This window comes from Enterobacter sp. K510 (assembly GCF_055804875.1).
In genome coordinates this window covers 1-19,299 of the sequence record NZ_JBNRLQ010000015.1, presented here as the reverse complement: position 1 = coordinate 19,299, position 19,299 = coordinate 1, and the positions used below count along the sequence as shown (strand labels likewise).

12 protein-coding genes are annotated in these 19,299 nt (G+C 57.1%); 7 read left to right on the top strand and 5 right to left on the bottom strand.

Features of this window, described 5'->3' with window-relative positions:
* Nucleotides 1-24 precede the first annotated feature (24 nt).
* The gene (gene clpA / locus ACQUTD_RS20355) at nucleotides 25-2,301 is read left to right on the top strand and encodes an ATP-dependent Clp protease ATP-binding subunit ClpA (RefSeq protein ID WP_072568011.1); all 2,277 of its coding nucleotides are present in this window, start codon (nucleotides 25-27) and stop codon (nucleotides 2,299-2,301) included.
* Nucleotides 2,302-2,438: 137 nt separating this feature from the next.
* Here clpA and infA read toward each other — a convergent pair whose 3' ends face one another.
* The 5 genes from infA to trxB all read right to left on the bottom strand — a co-directional run bounded on the left by infA (nucleotide 2,439) and on the right by trxB (nucleotide 8,266).
* Nucleotides 2,439-2,657, bottom strand: coding sequence for a translation initiation factor IF-1 (gene infA / locus ACQUTD_RS20350; RefSeq protein WP_002211347.1), 219 nt, complete (start codon nucleotides 2,655-2,657; stop codon nucleotides 2,439-2,441).
* 285 nt (nucleotides 2,658-2,942) lie between these two features.
* A complete protein-coding gene (gene aat / locus ACQUTD_RS20345; protein ID WP_473277322.1) occupies nucleotides 2,943-3,647 on the bottom strand; it encodes a leucyl/phenylalanyl-tRNA--protein transferase in 705 nt (234 codons plus the stop codon).
* Between the two features lie 40 nt (nucleotides 3,648-3,687).
* Nucleotides 3,688-5,409, bottom strand: a complete 1,722-nt coding sequence (gene cydC / locus ACQUTD_RS20340) for a heme ABC transporter ATP-binding protein/permease CydC (protein ID WP_473277321.1) — start codon at nucleotides 5,407-5,409, stop codon at nucleotides 3,688-3,690.
* Complete coding sequence (gene cydD / locus ACQUTD_RS20335) at nucleotides 5,410-7,176, bottom strand: heme ABC transporter permease/ATP-binding protein CydD (protein WP_473277320.1); 1,767 nt, start codon at nucleotides 7,174-7,176, stop codon at nucleotides 5,410-5,412.
* A 121-nt stretch (nucleotides 7,177-7,297) separates the two neighbouring features.
* The gene (gene trxB / locus ACQUTD_RS20330; RefSeq protein ID WP_199775921.1) at nucleotides 7,298-8,266 is read right to left on the bottom strand and encodes a thioredoxin-disulfide reductase; all 969 of its coding nucleotides are present in this window, start codon (nucleotides 8,264-8,266) and stop codon (nucleotides 7,298-7,300) included.
* 539 nt (nucleotides 8,267-8,805) lie between these two features.
* Here trxB and lrp point away from each other — a divergent pair.
* The 6 genes from lrp to dmsA all read left to right on the top strand — a co-directional run.
* A complete protein-coding gene (gene lrp, locus ACQUTD_RS20325) occupies nucleotides 8,806-9,300 on the top strand; it encodes a leucine-responsive transcriptional regulator Lrp (protein ID WP_000228469.1) in 495 nt (164 codons plus the stop codon).
* Nucleotides 9,301-9,420: 120 nt separating this feature from the next.
* On the top strand, nucleotides 9,421-13,185 hold the full coding sequence (ftsK, locus tag ACQUTD_RS20320; RefSeq protein ID WP_473277319.1) for a DNA translocase FtsK: 3,765 nt from the start codon (nucleotides 9,421-9,423) through the stop codon (nucleotides 13,183-13,185).
* A gap of 130 nt (nucleotides 13,186-13,315) precedes the next feature.
* Complete coding sequence (gene lolA, locus ACQUTD_RS20315) at nucleotides 13,316-13,927, top strand: outer membrane lipoprotein periplasmic chaperone LolA (RefSeq protein WP_072568017.1); 612 nt, start codon at nucleotides 13,316-13,318, stop codon at nucleotides 13,925-13,927.
* Nucleotides 13,928-13,935: 8 nt separating this feature from the next.
* Nucleotides 13,936-15,279 (top strand): replication-associated recombination protein RarA, encoded by a 1,344-nt coding sequence (rarA, locus tag ACQUTD_RS20310; protein ID WP_072568018.1) that lies wholly within the window; start codon nucleotides 13,936-13,938, stop codon nucleotides 15,277-15,279.
* Between the two features lie 92 nt (nucleotides 15,280-15,371).
* Nucleotides 15,372-16,664 (top strand): serine--tRNA ligase, encoded by a 1,293-nt coding sequence (serS, locus tag ACQUTD_RS20305; RefSeq protein WP_473277318.1) that lies wholly within the window; start codon nucleotides 15,372-15,374, stop codon nucleotides 16,662-16,664.
* A 199-nt stretch (nucleotides 16,665-16,863) separates the two neighbouring features.
* Nucleotides 16,864-19,299: dimethylsulfoxide reductase subunit A (dmsA, locus tag ACQUTD_RS20300; protein WP_473277317.1), on the top strand; the 2,436-nt coding region annotated here is incomplete at its 3' end.

Sequence of the window (19,299 nt, the reverse complement as noted above, 5' to 3'; positions counted from 1 at the left end):
GCAAACTATTGAGGGGGGTGCCCAATGCTCAACCAGGAACTGGAACTCAGTTTAAACATGGCTTTCGCCAGAGCGCGCGAGCACCGACATGAGTTTATGACCGTAGAGCACTTGTTACTGGCGTTGCTCAGTAACCCATCAGCTCGCGAAGCACTCGAAGCGTGCTCCGTGGACCTGGTCGCGCTGCGTCAGGAACTTGAAGCCTTCATCGAACAAACCACACCCGTGCTGCCGCTCAGCGAAGAGGAGCGGGATACCCAACCTACGCTCAGCTTCCAGCGTGTGTTGCAGCGCGCGGTCTTCCACGTTCAGTCATCCGGCCGCAATGAAGTGACCGGTGCGAACGTGCTTGTCGCCATTTTCAGCGAACAAGAGTCGCAGGCAGCCTATCTGCTGCGCAAACATGAAGTTAGCCGTCTTGATATCGTGAATTTCATTTCACATGGTACGCGTAAAGATGAGCCAGGCCAGTCGTCCGAACCCGGCAACCAACCTAATACTGAAGAGCAGGCAGGCGGGGAGGAACGTATGGAAAACTTCACCACCAATCTTAATCAGCTTGCTCGTGTCGGCGGAATTGACCCGCTGATCGGCCGCGATAAGGAGCTGGAGCGCACCATTCAGGTTCTGTGCCGTCGTCGCAAAAACAACCCGCTGCTGGTGGGTGAGTCCGGCGTGGGGAAAACCGCCATTGCTGAAGGCCTCGCCTGGCGTATTGTGCAGGGCGACGTGCCGGAAATCATGGCCGACTGTACAGTTTATTCGCTGGATATTGGTTCGCTGCTGGCGGGCACTAAATACCGCGGCGATTTCGAAAAACGCTTTAAGGCGCTGTTAAAGCAGCTGGAGCAGGATACCAACAGTATTCTGTTCATCGACGAAATCCACACCATTATCGGTGCGGGCGCTGCGTCGGGTGGTCAGGTGGATGCCGCTAACCTTATCAAACCGCTGCTCTCCAGCGGTAAGATCCGCGTGATGGGCTCCACCACGTATCAGGAGTTCAGCAACATCTTCGAGAAAGATCGTGCGCTGGCGCGTCGTTTCCAGAAAATCGACGTCACCGAGCCGTCTGTAGAAGAAACCGTGCAGATCCTGAACGGGCTGAAGCCGAAGTACGAAGCGCACCACGACGTGCGTTACACCGCGAAAGCGGTACGTGCGGCGGTGGAGCTGGCGGTGAAATATATCAATGACCGTCACCTGCCGGATAAAGCGATTGATGTGATCGACGAAGCGGGCGCGCGTGCGCGTCTGATGCCGGTCAGCAAACGTAAAAAAACCGTCAACGTGGCGGACATCGAATCCGTGGTGGCCCGCATCGCACGTATTCCTGAGAAAAGCGTCTCGCAGAGCGATCGCGATACGCTGAAAAACCTCGGCGACCGCCTGAAAATGCTGGTCTTCGGGCAGGATAATGCGATTGAGGCGTTAACCGAAGCGATTAAGATGAGCCGTGCCGGTCTTGGTCAGGATCATAAACCTGTTGGCTCTTTCCTGTTCGCCGGGCCGACCGGGGTCGGGAAAACCGAGGTGACGGTGCAGCTGTCGAAAGCGCTGGGCATTGAGCTGCTGCGTTTTGATATGTCCGAGTATATGGAACGCCATACGGTCAGTCGTCTGATCGGCGCGCCTCCGGGATACGTCGGCTTCGATCAGGGCGGACTGTTAACGGATGCGGTGATCAAGCATCCGCATGCGGTACTGCTGCTGGACGAGATCGAGAAAGCGCACCCGGATGTCTTTAACCTGCTGTTGCAGGTGATGGACAACGGCACGCTGACCGATAATAACGGGCGTAAAGCGGACTTCCGTAACGTGGTGCTGGTGATGACCACCAACGCCGGGGTACGTGAAACCGAGCGTAAATCCATTGGCCTGATCCACCAGGATAACAGCACCGATGCGATGGGCGAGATTAAGAAGATCTTTACGCCGGAATTCCGTAACCGTCTCGACAATATTATCTGGTTCGATCACCTCTCCACCGAGGTTATCCATCAGGTGGTCGACAAATTTATCGTCGAACTCCAGGTGCAGCTGGATCAGAAAGGCGTATCGCTGGAAGTCAGTCAGGAAGCGCGCGACTGGCTGGCAGAGAAAGGCTATGACCGTGCCATGGGTGCGCGTCCGATGGGACGTATCATTCAGGATAACCTGAAAAAACCGCTCGCCAACGAACTGCTGTTTGGTTCGCTGGTGGACGGCGGCCAGGTGACAGTGGCGCTGGATAAAGAGAAAAATGAACTGACCTACGGTTTTCAGAGTGCCCAGAAGCACAAAGCCGAAGCCGCGCATTAATCTCTTTTAAATAAAACAAAACCGGGTGAAAACCCGGTTTTTTTATGGCTGTACTTTTTCGCGGCAAATAAAAAAGGCCGGGATTGCCCGACCTTTAGTCTTTCTATACGCCAGTGAAGGCGTAGCAGCGATTGCTATTAGCGACTACGGAAGACAATGCGGCCTTTGCTCAGGTCGTACGGGGTCAGCTCAACAGTCACTTTGTCGCCCGTCAGAATGCGGATATAGTTTTTACGCATTTTACCGGAGATATGCGCAGTTACCACGTGACCGTTTTCCAGCTCAACGCGGAACATGGTATTAGGTAACGTATCCAGTACGGTACCCTGCATTTCAATATTGTCTTCTTTGGCCATCTAGTCCTCGGGGGTATCACTACCAAAATTTTTTTGAACCGGCAAGATAATGCCGAAATTCATCAGTTAAGTAAAGATTTGCGCGGATAATTGCGCAGCAAAGTAACCTTGGCGTATTGCCCACATTATAAACCGACGCGTAAAAGCGCGAACGTAAAGGGGAGCGACAAGATAAACGAAGGGCGTTACCTGATTCGAGCTAGTCCCAAACGGTGGCGGGGCAACAGGCAGAAGCTACTCTGCGCGTCCATTATAACACTCTGACAAGAAATGTGCCGAAAACATTCACCGCGCGGGCGTAAATAACGTCCGCGGCACCCAAAAATGTGGCGGCATCTTTTGCAGACGCATCGCATTCAGGTGTTGCAGATATTCCCGCCGCGGAATATCTGTCGCGCCGAGAGAGGCGGTATGTTCATTTAATACCTGGCAGTCGATCAACTGGCCGCCCTGACGCAGGAAATCCTCGCACAATACCAGCAGCGCCGTTTTCGAGGCGTTCACCCGGCGGCTGAACATTGACTCGCCGCAAAACAACGCGCCCTGCGACACGCCGTACATGCCGCCAACCAGCTCATCCCCTTCCCAGACTTCGATGGAATGGGCGTAGCCCAGCTCATGCAGACGATGATACGCCAGCACCACATCCGGCGTGATCCAGGTACCTTCATCACGATCATGGGCGCAGCCTGCGATCACCCGTCCAAAATCATGATTGAGGGTGACGCGGTAAGGGGAACGCTTGTGAAAGCGGGCCATGCTGCGGCTGAGGTGAAACTGTTCCGGCCACAGGACGGCGCGTGGATCCGGCGACCACCACAGGATAGGGTCGCCCGGAGAAAACCAGGGAAAGATGCCGCGCTGATAAGCCATCAGCAGGCGGGCAGGGCTGAGATCGCCGCCCAGCGCCAGCAGCCCGTTAGGTTCACGCAACGCCCCTTCGGGCGAGGGAAAAGCAACAGAATGACGAGATAACTGAACCAGGCGCATGACCACAACGCTCCACAACGCAACAAGGAATGATTCAAATTTACAGCCGTTGCTTAAACCGGTAGTAGCGACCCTGTTTTGCCATTAACGCTGCGTGATTACCTTGCTCAATTATTTCACCGTTGTCCATCACTATTATTTGATCGCATTGCGACAAACCACGCAAACGGTGGGTAACCATCAGCACCGTTTTGCCTTTCGTCACTTCAGCAAGCAAATCAAGGATTTGACTTTCAGTGGTGGCGTCCAGCCCTTCGGTCGGTTCGTCCAGTAAAAACAGCGGCGCATCATGCAGCAAAGCACGGGCGATCGCCAGACGGCGCAGTTCGCCGCCGGAGAGCTGCCTGCCGCCTTCGCCCAGCCAGCTGTTCAGCCCGCCGTCATCAAGCAACTTTTCCAGCCCGACCTGAGTCAGCACTGTCGCCAGCGCCTCATCGGAAGCGGCAGGGGAGGCTAACAGCAGGTTATCACGCAGGGTGGCGCTGAACAGATGCACCCGTTGCGGCACCACGCTGATGGTGGCGCGCAGGGCGGCTTCGCTGAGACTTGTCAGCGGCTGACCGTTCAGCAGGATCTCGCCCTGCTGCGGATCCCATGCCCGCGTCAGCAGTTGCAGCAGCGTAGATTTACCGCAGCCGGTGCGTCCCAGAATGGCCACGCGCTGCCCGGCGGTCACTTCCAGCGATACGCCTTTGAGCGCTGGCTGTACCTGTTGCGGATAGGTGAAGGACACGGCGTCAAGCCGCAGATAGACCTGCGCAGGCAGGGCCGTTTCCCCGGCAGAGAAAGTCACTTCCGGCGGGCAATCAGTGATCTCGGTGATACGACGCGCAGAGGCGATCACCTGGCCTAAATGCTGGAACGCGCCTGTCACTGGCGCCAGCGCTTCGAAGGCGGCCAGCGCGCAGAAAACAAAGAGCGCAATCAGCGGACCGGGCTGGGTATTGCCGCCCACGCCGCCCGCCGCCAGCCACAGCATGGCAATCACCGCAAAGCCGCTAATCAGCAGCATCAGCGCCTGGGCAAGCGCGGTCAGCTCTGACTGACGACGCTGGGCGTCATGCCAGCTTAATTCGGTATTCTCCATCTGCTCACGGTAACGCTGGCTGGCGCCAAAAATGGTCAGCTCAGCCTGGCCCTGCAGCCAGCTGGTCAGGTGCTGGCGATACTGACCGCGCAGCGCGGTCAGTTTTTCACCGGTGGATTTACCCAGCCGGTAAAACAGCGGCGGCAGCAGGAGTAAGGTCAGCAGCATAATGCCGCCGAGCGTCAGCGCCAGCGTGACATCCAGCACGCCAAGACCCAGCGTCACCACAAGGATGACGACCAGCGCGCCGACCAGCGGCGAAATCACCCGCAGATAGAGATGATCCAGCGTATCCACATCCGCCACCACGCGGTTTAGCAGATCGCCCTGACGGAAACGCGCCAGCCCGGCAGGAGAAAGCGGCAGCAGCTTGCTGAAGGTGGAAACGCGCAGATGAGAAAGAACGCGGAAGGTGGCATCGTGGCTGACCAGCCGCTCAAAATAGCGGCCAGCGGTGCGCGTAATGGCCGCGCCACGCACCCCGGCGGCGGGAAGCATATAGTTAAAACTGTAAATACCCGCCACGCCAACCACCGCCGAGGCGGAGAGGAACCAGCCGGAGAGGGTCAGCAGACCGATACTGGCCAGCAGCGTCACAATGGCGAGCACCACGCCCAGCGTCAGCAGCCATTTATGGCGTTTATATAATGCGAGATAGGGAAGGAGCGCGCGCATTTAAATTTCCTCCTGACGATGGGCGAGCAGGGCGGCGAAAGGCCCGCCTGCGGCGGCGAGAGCGACATAATCGCCTTGTTCAACCAGCCTGCCGTTTTGCATCACCCAGATACTGTCCCAGTCCGTCAGTCCTTCCAGCTGGTGGGTCACCATCAGGGTGGTCTGACGCAGCGAGGCGGTATTCAGCGCCTGCATGACACGTTGTTCGCTGTGCGCATCCAGACTGGCGGACGGCTCATCCAGCAGCATCAGCTGGCTGGCATTCAGCAGCGCACGCGCAACGGCCACGCGCTGGGCCTGCCCGACGGACAGACGCGCCGCCTGATCGCCCACTGGCGTATCAATCCCCTGCGGCAACTGCGGCAGAAATTCGCTCACCCAGGCGGCGTCCAGCACGGCTTTAAGCTCTGCTTCGCTGGCATCCGGACGGGCCAGCAGCACGTTATCGCGCAGCGTGGTCGCCGGAAGCTGTGGATTCTGCCCGACCCAGCTTAGCTGCCTGCGCCACGCCAGCGGATCGAGATCGCGCAGCTCGACGCCGTTGATTTGCAGCGATCCTTCATAGCTGAGAAAACCGGAGAGGGCGTTAATCAACGAGCTTTTCCCGGAACCGCTTTGCCCGACCAGCACCACGCGCTGCCCGGCAGGAAGGGTAAAATCGAGCGGCCCGGCAAGGATCGCGCCTTCCGGTGATTTAATCACCGCGCCGCGGGCCACCACGCTGACCGGCTCATCGGTATTCAGCGTGCGTTCGCCGCGTTCCGGCCATGCCAGCGGCGTTTCGAGGAAGGTTTTCAGGCTGTCAGCCGCGCCAACGGCCTGCGCTTTCGCATGATAGAAGGTGCCCAGATCGCGCAGGGGCTGGAAGAACTCCGGCGCGAGGATCAGCGTCAGGAAGCCCGCAAACAGCGTGACGCCTGCGCCATAATGACCAAAATTCAGCTCGCCCAGATAAGAGAAGCCGAAATAAACCGCGACCAGCGCAATAGAAAGGGAGGTAAAGAATTCCAGCACGCCGGAAGATAAAAACGCCATGCGCAGCACTTCCATCGTGCGGCTGCGGAAATCCTGGGATGCCTGGCGAATATTTTCGGTTTCCGCTTCACCCCGGCCAAAAATGCGCAGCGTTTCCATACCGCGCAGGCGATCCAGAAAATGCCCGCTTAACCTTGCCAGCGCTTTAAAATTGCGGCGATTAGCATCTGCGGCGCCCATGCCGACCATCGCCATAAACATCGGGATCAAGGGCGCGGTGCCGAGCAGGATCAGCGCAGCGGCCCAGTTGGTCGGGAAAATCGTCAGCACAATCAGCAGCGGCACGCTGGCAGCCAGCGCCATCTGCGGCAAATAGCGCGCATAGTAATCATGCATGTCGTCGATCTGCTCAAGAATGAGCGTCGCCCAGCTGCCCGCCGGTTTTCCCTGGATCCACGCCGGGCCTGCCTGTTGCAGACGGTCCAGCACCAGACGGCGGATCTCGTAGCGGATGTGCAGACCGGCATGGAAGCCGACGCGTTCGCGCAGCCACACCACCCAGGCGCGGAGAATAAACACCAGCACCAGCAGCACAAAGGGCAGCAGCAGCGCCTCGCGGGGAATATTATCCATAATCATATGATTAAGGATGGTGGCCAGCAGCCAGGCCTGAGCCACGATCAATATGCCGCTGACAAGCCCCAGAATGCGGGAGGTCATCAGCCAGCGACGGGAAATTACGCTTTGCTGTTTGAGCCAGCGGGTTAGTTCTTGTTGACGGGTTTTATTCATTGCGCGCTTAGCAGGTAAAGTGACCATAAATTTATGCACGGCAATGTTACAACGGCGAAAAAATAAAGGCGACTGATAGTCGCCTTCTTTACTTTGTCTTTAAGTGCCTTACTCGCTGAAATTATTTACTGTTTTCAGCCAGACCGTCGAGATAACGTTCAGCATCCAGCGCGGCCATACAACCGGTTCCGGCAGAGGTGATCGCCTGACGGTAGATATGATCCATCACATCGCCCGCCGCAAACACGCCCGGAATGCTGGTCTGGGTCGCGTTGCCGTGGATCCCCGACTGCACTTTGATGTAGCCGTTTTCCAGCTCCAGCTGACCGTCAAAAATAGCGGTGTTCGGGCTGTGGCCAATGGCGACGAACAAACCGGCAACTTCTAAAGATTCTACGTTATCGCTGTTCTGCGTATCGCGCAGGCGCAGGCCGCTTACGCCCATCTGGTCGCCGGTCACTTCTTCCAGCGTACGGTGGGTGTGCAGCACAATATTGCCGCTCGCCACTTTATCCATCAGACGTTTGATCAGAATTTTTTCCGCGCGGAAGGTGTCGCGGCGGTGGATCAGGTGCACTTCCGAGGCAATGTTCGCCAGATAAAGCGCTTCTTCAACCGCCGTATTGCCGCCGCCAATCACCGCTACTTTCTGATTGCGGTAGAAAAATCCGTCGCAGGTGGCGCAGGCGGACACGCCGCGTCCTTTGTAAGCTTCTTCTGACGGCAGGCCGAGATAGCGGGCGGAGGCGCCGGTTGCGATGATCAGCGCATCACAAGTGTACTCGCCGCTGTCGCCGGTCAGACGGAACGGACGGTTTTGCAGATCCACTTTACTGATGTGATCGAAAAGAATTTCCGTTTCGAATTTCGCAGCGTGTTCATGCATACGCTCCATCAACAGCGGTCCGGTCAAATCATGCGGATCGCCAGGCCAGTTTTCCACTTCAGTGGTGGTCGTGAGCTGGCCGCCTTTTTCCATACCGGTGATCAGTACCGGGTGCAGGTTAGCGCGTGCAGCATAGACCGCAGCGGTGTAACCAGCGGGGCCTGAACCAAGGATAAGCAGCTTACTGTGTTTAGCCGTGCCCATGAGATCCTCATTATAGTTAGCGGACAATGCGCAGGATTGTAGGGAATTTACGGGCGTAAAAAAAGGGTGCAGCGACTATGTTAATGATTTGTGTAGCCGATGGATCCACCCCGGCGGGGAGATCCATAATAAATTCTACTGAAATTTGGCCTGTTATAAGGCGATAAAATGAGGTTTGCCAGGAGGTGTTGATGAATATCTGGCATGTTGTACTAAAAAAAGATGTTTTGCTTTGACAATCCCCTGCGCATTTGCGAAAACATTCGAGGAAGAAAAAAAGCAGTGTTTCGCGCATGACGCAAATTCATGCATGCAAATGCCATTTTACCGGGTTATTGAAATCGACGCACGGCGTGGACAGACGCCATGCGCGATATTAATAGCTGCCGCTGGCAACGGTCTTCTCAATACAGACCCCTGGAATATGTAGCGCAACTAACAATAACCAGCGATGCATAAACCGACGGGCAAAGACTCTCAACAGTGAAGTGCACAGGGTCAAGGCAGGAGTAGGGAAGGAATACAGAGAGACAATAATAATGGTAGATAGCAAGAAGCGCCCTGGGAAAGATCTCGACCGTATCGATCGTAACATTCTTAACGAGCTGCAAAAGGATGGGCGTATTTCCAACGTCGAGCTTTCAAAGCGAGTAGGACTTTCTCCAACGCCGTGCCTTGAGCGCGTGCGCCGGCTTGAAAGACAGGGTTTTATTCAGGGCTACACAGCACTGTTAAACCCGCACTATCTGGATGCATCACTTCTGGTTTTTGTTGAGATTACTCTGAATCGTGGCGCGCCGGATGTGTTTGAGCAGTTCAATGCTGCAGTACAAAAACTTGAAGAAATTCAAGAGTGTCATTTAGTATCCGGTGATTTCGACTACCTGTTGAAAACACGCGTGCCGGATATGTCGGCCTATCGCAAACTGTTAGGGGAAACCCTGCTGCGTCTGCCGGGCGTGAACGACACCCGTACCTATGTTGTTATGGAAGAAGTTAAACAAAGCAATCGTCTGGTTATTAAGACGCGCTAACACGGAACAGGTGCAAAATCGGTGTAGTTTGATTACACTCCTGTTAATCCATACAGCAACAGTGCCGGGGCAACCTGGCGCTGTTCTCCGTTTTAGCATCAAGGACCTGGAGAGCCTTACTTGAGCCAGGAATATACTGAAGACAAAGAAGTCACACTGACCAGATTAAGCAGCGGGCGTCGTCTACTCGAAGCACTGCTGATTCTGGTTGCCCTGTTTGCTGTCTGGTTGATGGCGGCGCTACTCAGCTTTAACCCTTCCGATCCCAGCTGGTCACAGACCGCATGGCATGAACCTATCCATAATCTGGGTGGCGTGCCGGGCGCATGGCTGGCCGATACCCTGTTCTTTATCTTTGGGGTGATGGCTTACACCATTCCGGTGATTATTGTCGGTGCCTGCTGGTTTACCTGGCGTCATCGCGCGACGGAAGATTACATTGATTACTTCGCCGTCTCGCTGCGTCTGATCGGCGTGCTGGCGCTGGTGCTCACCTCCTGCGGCCTTGCGGCCATCAATGCCGACGATATCTGGTACTTTGCCTCCGGCGGCGTGATCGGCAGCCTGTTAAGTACAGCCATGATGCCGCTGCTGCACAGCAGTGGCGGAACCCTCGCGCTGCTCTTTATCTGGGGGGCGGGGCTTACGCTCTTTACCGGCTGGTCCTGGGTCAGCATCGCGGAAAAGATTGGCAGCGTTATCCTTAATATCCTGACCTTCGCCAGTAACCGCACCCGTCGCGACGACACCTGGGTCGATGAAGACGACTACGAAGACGACGAGTACGAAGAAGACGCCCCCGTACAGCGTGAATCACGCCGGGCGCGGATCATGCGCGGCGCGCTTGCGCGCCGTAAACGCGTCGCCGAAAAATTTGCTAATCCATTGGGTCGTAAAACCGACGAGGCGCTGTTCTCCGGTCGCCGGATGGACGATGAAGAAGAGATTCAGTACAGCGCCCGCGGCGTGGCCGCGGATGCCGATGACGTGCTGTTCTCCAGCACTAAAGCGACAGGCGCGCCGCAGTGGGATGAATACGATCCGCTGCTGAGCGGGCATAGCGTCAGCGAACCCCTTGCGGCAGCAGCCGTGGCGACCACGGCGGCGCAGGCATGGAGCGCTCCGGTAGAACCTGTCATGCAGGCACCGGCTCAGCCAGTGGCCGAGCCGCCTTATGTGGCGCCACCTGTCCAGCAGCCTCCTGTGGCGCAGTATGCGGCGCCGGAAGAGCCGTCATACTATCAGCCGCCTCAGCCGCCAGTGCATGAACATGAAAATTACGCGGCACAGGCACCGGTCTACCCCGAGCCAGAAACCTATGCCGCGGTCACGCCGGAACCGGAGCTGCACGTTCAGCAGCAGTGGCAGCAGCCGGAACCGCCGGCAGTGGAGCCGGAGCCTGCGCCTCAACCGGAAGAAATTAAACATACCCGTCCGCCGCTTTACTATTTCGAAGAAGTAGAAGAGAAGCGCGCCCGTGAGCGGGAGCAGCTAGCCGCATGGTATCAGCCGATACCTGAACCAGCCCAGCCGGAACCTGCGCCAAAATCTGCCCCGGCACCGGCTGCGCCAGTCATTGAGCCTGCACCCGTTGCACCGGCCGCCGCGCTTAAAGAAGCCTCAACCGCCGCTGCTAGGGGCGCTGCCGCCGCCGGGCCGGTATTCAGCCTTGCCGGTAGCGGCGCGCCACGTCCGCAGGTGAAAGAGGGCATTGGTCCGCAGTTGCCGCGCCCGAATCGGGTACGGGTGCCGACGCGTCGTGAACTGGCGTCCTATGGTATTAAACTGCCGTCCCAGCGGATGGCGGAAGAGCGCGCCCGTGAAATGGATTACGCTTCTGAGGATGAAGCGGACGCCATGCAGCAGGACGAACTGGCCCGTCAGTTTGCCTCCACGCAGCAAAGTCGCTATGGCGATGAGTACCAGCACGATCAGACCAGCGCTGAAATAAATGAAGACGAGGTTGCGGAAGCGGAACTGGCGCGCCAGTTTGCTGCCGCTCAGCAACAGCGTTATTCGGGTGAGCAGCCCGCCGGGGCAACGCCGTTCTCTCCGGCTGATTTTGACTTCTCTCCGATGAAGGCGCTGGTGGATGACGGCCCGACTGAACCGCTGTTCACACCTGGCGTAATGCCAGAAGCGCAGCCTGCCGCGCCTGCGCCGCAACCCTATCAGCAACCTGCTGCGCCGCAGTACCAGCAACCTCAGCAGCAGCCCGTCGCGCCGCCGCAGTACCAGCAGCCTCAGCAACAGCCTGTTGCGACGCCGCAGTATCAGCAGCCTCAGCAACAGCCTGTTGCGACGCCGCAGTATCAGCAGCCCCGGCAGCCTGCTCCGCAGGACAGCCTGATCCATCCGTTACTGATGCGTAACGGGGACAGCCGTCCGGTGCCGAAACCGACTACCAGCCTGCCGTCGCTGGATCTGCTGACGCCGCCGCCGAGCGAGACGGAGCCGGTTGATACCTTTGCGCTGGAGCAGATGGCCCGCCTCGTTGAAGCGCGCCTGAATGATTTCCGCATCAAAGCCGATGTGGTGAACTATTCGCCAGGTCCTGTGATCACCCGCTTTGAGCTGAATCTTGCGCCTGGGGTGAAAGCCGCGCGTATCTCCAATCTCTCCCGCGATCTGGCGCGTTCCCTCTCCACCGTGGCCGTGCGCGTGGTGGAAGTGATCCCCGGCAAGCCTTATGTGGGTCTGGAGTTACCGAATAAAAAACGTCAGACCGTTTACCTGCGTGAAGTGCTGGACTGCGATAAATTCCGCGACAACGCCTCGCCGTTGACGGTGGTGCTGGGTAAAGACATTTCCGGCGAGCCGGTGATTGCCGACCTGGCGAAAATGCCGCACCTGCTGGTTGCCGGTACCACCGGCTCCGGTAAGTCGGTGGGGGTCAACGCCATGATCCTCAGCATGCTCTATAAAGCACAGCCGGAAGACGTCAAATTCATCATGATCGATCCGAAGATGCTGGAGCTGTCGGTATATGAAGGCATTCCGCATCTGCTGACCGAAGTGGTCACGGACATGAAGGACGCCGCCAACGCGCTGCGCTGGAGCGTCAATGAGATGGAAAAACGCTACAAGCTGATGTCGGCGCTGGGCGTGCGTAACCTTGCCGGCTATAACGAGAAGATCGCCGAGGCCGCGCGTATGGGTCGTCCGATCCCGGATCCGTACTGGAAACCGGGCGACAGCATGGACGCCACTCATCCGGTGCTGGAAAAACTGCCGTATATCGTCGTGCTGGTGGATGAATTCGCCGACCTGATGATGACCGTGGGTAAAAAAGTGGAAGAGCTGATCGCCCGTCTGGCGCAAAAAGCGCGTGCGGCAGGTATTCACCTTGTACTGGCCACCCAGCGTCCGTCCGTGGATGTGATCACCGGCCTGATTAAGGCCAACATTCCGACGCGTATCGCCTTTACCGTTTCCAGTAAAATCGACTCCCGTACTATTCTGGATCAGGCGGGTGCGGAATCTCTGTTAGGCATGGGTGACATGCTCTACTCCGGGCCGAATTCCTCCTCAGCGCCTGTGCGTGTGCACGGCGCCTTTGTGCGCGATGAAGAAGTGCACGCCGTCGTGCAGGACTGGAAAGCGCGCGGACGACCAAAATACATTGAAGGCATCACCTCCGATGCGGAAAGCGAAGGCGGCGGCGGTGGTTTCGATGGCGGTGAAGAGCTGGATCCGCTGTTCGATCAGGCGGTGAACTTTGTCACCGAAAAACGCAAAGCGTCGATTTCCGGGGTACAGCGTCAGTTCCGTATCGGCTATAACCGCGCGGCACGTATTATTGAGCAAATGGAAGCGCAGGGCATCGTCAGCGAGCAGGGCCATAACGGTAACCGCGAAGTGCTGGCGCCGCCGCCGTTCGATTAACCTTCTGATTGCAAAGTTGGGTAAACGAACGAAAAATCAGTCTTTTCCTCTGTCGCCGCCGTTCCGTCAGGCCTACAGTGAGTGACAGAAGAGTCTCCCGGATGGGGAGTGACGTACTTAAGGAATAACAATGAAAAAAATTGCCATTACCTGTGCATTACTGACTTCATTCGCGGCCAGCAGCGTCTGGGCTGACGCCGCGGGCGATCTGAAAAGCCGTCTGGACAAAGTCAGCAGCTTCCACGCCAGCTTCACCCAGAAAGTGACCGATGGCAGTGGGGCGGCAGTGCAGGAAGGACAGGGGGATTTATGGGTAAAACGCCCGAACCTGTTTAACTGGCACATGACGCAGCCGGATGAAAGCATCCTGGTATCAGACGGTAAAACATTGTGGTTCTACAACCCGTTTGTTGAGCAGGCGACGGCCACTAATCTCAGCTCAGCCACCGGCAATACGCCTTTCATGCTGATTGCCCGTAACCAGGCAAGCGACTGGCAGCAGTACAACATTAAACAGAATGGTGACGACTTTGTGCTGGTGCCGAAAGGCAACAACGGCAACCTGAAACAGTTCACCATTAACGTCAGCCAGAACGGCACCATCAATCAGTTCAGCGCAGTGGAGCAGGACGATCAGCGCAGCAGCTATCAACTGAAATCCCAGCAGAACGGGGCCGTCGATCCGTCGAAGTTCACCTTTACCCCGCCGCAGGGCGTGACGGTGGATGACCAACGTAAGTAGAGGCATGAGTGGGAAATCTGACGCTCGATTTTTCCGATAATACGTTCCAACCTCTGGCCGCCCGTATGCGGCCAGAAAATTTAGCGCAGTATATCGGTCAGCAGCATCTGCTGGCGGCCGGTAAACCCTTACCGCGCGCGATTGAAGCCGGGCATCTGCACTCCATGATCCTGTGGGGCCCGCCGGGTACCGGTAAGACGACGCTGGCGGAAGTGATAGGCCGCTATGCGGACGCCGACGTTGAGCGTATCTCTGCCGTCACCTCCGGCGTAAAAGAAATTCGTGAAGCGATCGAGCGGGCGCGACAGAGCCGTAATGCCGGACGTCGCACTATCCTGTTTGTTGACGAAGTGCACCGTTTCAATAAAAGCCAGCAGGACGCCTTTCTGCCGCATATTGAAGACGGCACTATCACCTTTATCGGCGCCACCACTGAAAATCCCTCCTTCGAACTTAACTCAGCACTGCTTTCCCGTGCGCGCGTTTATCTGCTCAAATCCCTGACCGTTGAAGACATCGAAGAAGTCCTAAACCAGGCGATGACGGATAAAGAGCGGGGTTATGGCGGGCAAAATATCGTGTTGCCGGACGAAACCCGTAAAGCGATTGCTGAACTGGTTAACGGCGATGCCCGCCGGGCGCTCAACACGCTGGAAATGATGGCGGACATGGCCGAAGCGGATGACAGCGGCAAGCGTGTCTTAAAAGAGGCGCTGCTTACGGAAATTGCCGGTGAGCGCAGCGCGCGCTTTGATAACAAGGGCGACCGTTTTTACGATCTGATTTCCGCGCTGCACAAGTCGGTGCGCGGCAGCGCGCCGGATGCGGCGCTGTACTGGTATGCCCGTATCATCACCGCTGGCGGCGATCCCCTTTACGTTGCGCGCCGCTGCCTGGCTATTGCATCTGAAGATGTGGGCAACGCCGATCCGCGGGCCATGCAGGTGGCGCTCTCTGCCTGGGACTGCTTTACCCGCGTCGGGCCTGCCGAAGGCGAACGCGCTATCGCGCAGGCCATTGTTTATCTGGCCTGCGCGCCAAAAAGTAATGCCGTCTATACCGCCTTTAAAGCGGCAATGGCGGATGCGCGCGAGCGTCCTGATTACGACGTGCCCGACCACCTGCGCAATGCGCCGACCAAACTGATGAAAGAGTTAGGCTACGGTCAGCAGTATCGTTATGCCCATGATGAAGCCAATGCCTACGCGGCAGGCGAGGTCTATTTCCCGCCGGAAATAGCACAAACGCGCTATTATCACCCGACAAACAGAGGTCTTGAAGGCAAGATTGGCGAAAAGCTCGCCTGGCTGGCTGAACAGGATCATAAAAGCCCCACAAAACGCTATCGCTAACTGTGGCGTTGCGGTAAGGTTATCGATGATTCTGGTGGTTGCAGGCTGTGACCACTTTCTCTCATTTTCAATTCGATAAGCACAGGATAAGCATGCTCGATCCCAATCTGCTGCGTACCGAGCCAGACGCAGTCGCTGAAAAACTGGCACGCCGGGGCTTTAAGCTGGATGTTGATAAACTGCGCGCTCTTGAAGAGCGTCGTAAAGTTCTGCAGGTCAATACGGAAAATCTGCAGGCGGAGCGTAACTCGCGATCGAAATCCATTGGCCAGGCGAAAGCGCGCGGGGAAGATATCGAGCCATTACGCCTGGAAGTGAACAAGCTGGGTGAAGAACTGGATGCGGCGAAAGCCGAACTGGAAACCCTGCTGGCAGAAATCCGTGATATTGCGCTGGCGATCCCGAACATCCCTCACGATGACGCGCCTGTTGGCCGCGACGAGAATGATAACGTCGAAGTCAGCCGCTGGGGCACCCCGCGTACTTTCGATTTCGAAGTACGGGATCACGTGACGCTGGGCGAAATGCACAGCGGGCTGGATTTTGCTGCTGCGGTTAAACTGACCGGTTCACGCTTTGTGGTTATGAAAGGCCAGATCGCGCGTATGCACCGTGCGCTCGCCCAGTTCATGCTGGATCTGCATACCGAACAGCACGGTTACAGCGAAAACTATGTGCCTTACCTGGTGAACCATGACACCCTGTACGGTACCGGGCAGCTGCCGAAATTTGCCGGCGATCTGTTCCATACCCGTCCGCTGGACGAGGAAGCCGACAGCAGCAACTATGCGCTGATCCCGACTGCCGAAGTGCCGCTGACTAACCTGGTACGTGATGAGATCATCGATGAAGACGCGCTGCCGATCAAAATGACCGCGCATACGCCGTGCTTCCGCTCTGAAGCCGGATCTTACGGTCGCGATACCCGCGGTCTGATCCGCATGCACCAGTTCGATAAAGTCGAGATGGTGCAGATCGTTCGTCCGGAAGACTCCATGGACGCGCTGGAAGAGATGACTGGCCACGCGGAAAAAGTGTTGCAGCTGTTAGGTCTGCCATATCGGAAGATCATCCTCTGTACCGGCGATATGGGCTTTGGCGCCTGCAAAACCTACGATCTTGAAGTGTGGATCCCGGCGCAGAACACCTATCGTGAGATCTCCTCCTGCTCCAACATTGGCGATTTCCAGGCACGTCGTATGCAGGCACGCTGCCGCAGCAAAACCGACAAGAAAACCCGTCTGGTGCACACCCTGAACGGTTCGGGTCTGGCGGTTGGTCGTACGCTGGTGGCGGTGCTGGAAAACTACCAGCAGGCTGATGGTCGCATCGAAGTGCCTGAAGTGTTGCGTCCGTATATGAACGGCCTCGAGTACATCGGCTGATCACCGCGTCACCCATCACATTTAAAGCGCCTGCGGGCGCTTTTTTATTGCCTCATTGATACCGAACAATAACCCCTTTTGTTAAAAGGGTAATACTCACTTTGTATTAGCGCAGCATAAAAAACTTAAAAAATGTTATTTCGCTATAGAGAAAACTATATAGCGAGTGTTTTTTCGTGAGCAAGCAAAGTGAGTTTTTATGAAAATATCTGTTCCGGAGGCGTTACTCACCGCCGGGGTGAGTCGTCGCAGCCTGATGAAAACCTCAGCCATAGGCGGCCTCGCTGCCGCCAGCAGCGCCCTGACTTTACCCTTTTCCCGCATCGCCCGCGCCGCCGAGGCCATTGCGCCAGGCTCATCCACTGAAAAAGTTGTCTGGAGCGCCTGCACCGTGAACTGCGGCAGCCGCTGCCCGTTACGCATGCATGTGGTGGACGGCAAAATTAAGTATGTCGAAACCGATAACACAGGCGATGACAACTATGACGGACTGCATCAGGTGCGCGCCTGTCTTCGCGGGCGTTCCATGCGTCGCCGCGTTTACAATCCCGATCGCCTGAAACAACCGATGAAACGCGTGGGTAAACGCGGGGAAGGGAAGTTTGTTCCCATCAGCTGGGATGAAGCCTTTGACACTATCGCGGGCACTATGCAGCGGCTGATTAAAGAGTACGGCAATGAATCTATCTACCTGAATTACGGCACCGGCACGCTCGGCGGTACCATGACCCGCTCCTGGCCGCCGGGTAAAACGCTGATCGCCCGCCTGATGAACTGCTGCGGCGGCTATCTGAATCACTATGGCGACTATTCCACGGCGCAGATCGCTGCCGGACTGGATTACACCTATGGCGGATGGGCCGACGGCAACAGCCCGTCCGACATCGAAAACAGCCAGCTGGTGGTGTTGTTCGGCAATAACCCATGCGAAACGCGCATGAGCGGCGGCGGGGTGACCTACTACGTTGAGCAGGCGCGGGAAAAATCGAAGGCGCGCATGATTATTATCGATCCGCGCTATACCGATACCGGCGCAGGGCGCGAAGACGAATGGATCCCTATCCGCCCCGGTACCGATGCGGCGCTGGTGTCGGCGCTGGCATGGGTGATGATCGACGAAGATCTCGTGGATAAGCCTTTCCTCGATAAATACTGCGTGGGCTACGACGAAACCACATTGCCGGCAGGGGCACCGGCCAACGGGCATTATAAAGCCTACATCCAGGGCCACGGCAGCGATGGAATCGCCAAAACGCCTGAATGGGCGGCGGCCATTACCGGTATTCCGGCGGCCCGTATCGTCAAGCTGGCGCGGGAAATCGCTATGGCAAAACCGGCGTTTATCTCCCAGGGCTGGGGACCGCAGCGTCATTCGAACGGCGAGCTGGTCTCCCGCGCCATTGCCATGTTGCCATTGCTGACCGGCAATGTGGGCATCAACGGCGGCAACAGCGGCGCGCGCGAAGGCGCTTATGCGATGCCGTTTGAGCGCATGCCAACGCTGGAAAACCCGGTGCAGACCAGCATTTCCATGTTTATGTGGACAGACGCCATTGAGCGCGGCCCGGAAATGACCGCCACCCGCGACGGCGTGCGCGGCAAAGATAAGCTGGATGTGCCGATCAAGATGATCTGGAACTATGCAGGTAACTGCCTGATCAACCAGCATTCAGAAATCAATCGCACCCATGACATCTTACAGGATGATAAAAAATGCGAGCTGATTGTGGTGGTGGACTGCCACATGACCGCATCGGCGAAGTATGCCGATATTATCCTGCCGGACTGCACCGCGTCAGAACAGATGGATTTCGCGCTGGACGCCTCCTGCGGCAACATGGATTACGTGATCTTCGCCGACCAGGCCATCGCTCCGCTGTTTGAGTGCAAAACCATTTATGAGATGACGACGGAACTGGCGAAACGCATGGGCGTTGAAGCGCAGTTTACCGAAGGTCGTACTCAGGAAGGCTGGCTGCGCCATCTTTATGAGCAGTCCCGTGCGGCGATCCCGGCGTTGCCCTCCTTTGAAGAGTTCCGGGCGCAGGGCATTTTTAAACAGCGCGATCCCGACGGGCACCATGTGGCCTATCAGGCGTTCCGTCAGGATCCGCAGGCGAACCCGCTGACCACGCCGTCGGGCAAAATCGAGATTTACTCCACGCAGCTCGCGGAGATTGCCGCCAGCTGGGAGCTGGCGGATGGTGATGTGATCCATCCGCTGCCGATCTACAGCCCGGGCTTCGAGCATCACGAGGATCCACAGCGCGAAAAATGGCCGTTGCAGCTCACCGGCTTCCATTATAAAGCCCGCACCCATTCCACTTATGGCAACGTCGATGTACTGAAGGCCGCGTGTCGTCAGGAGATGTGGATCAATCCGCTCGACGCGAAACAGCGTGGCATCTCCAGCGGCGACAAGGTGCGTATTTTCAATGGCCGCGGTCAAGTGCATATCGAGGCGAAAGTCACGCCGCGCATTCTTCCCGGCGTTGTGGCGTTAGGGGAGGGCGCCTGGTACGACCCGGACGCGAAAGGCATCGATCAGGGCGGCTGTATCAACGTGCTGACCACGCAGCGCCCGTCGCCCCTGGCGAAAGGTAACCCGTCGCACAGCAACCTTGTCCAGGTCGAA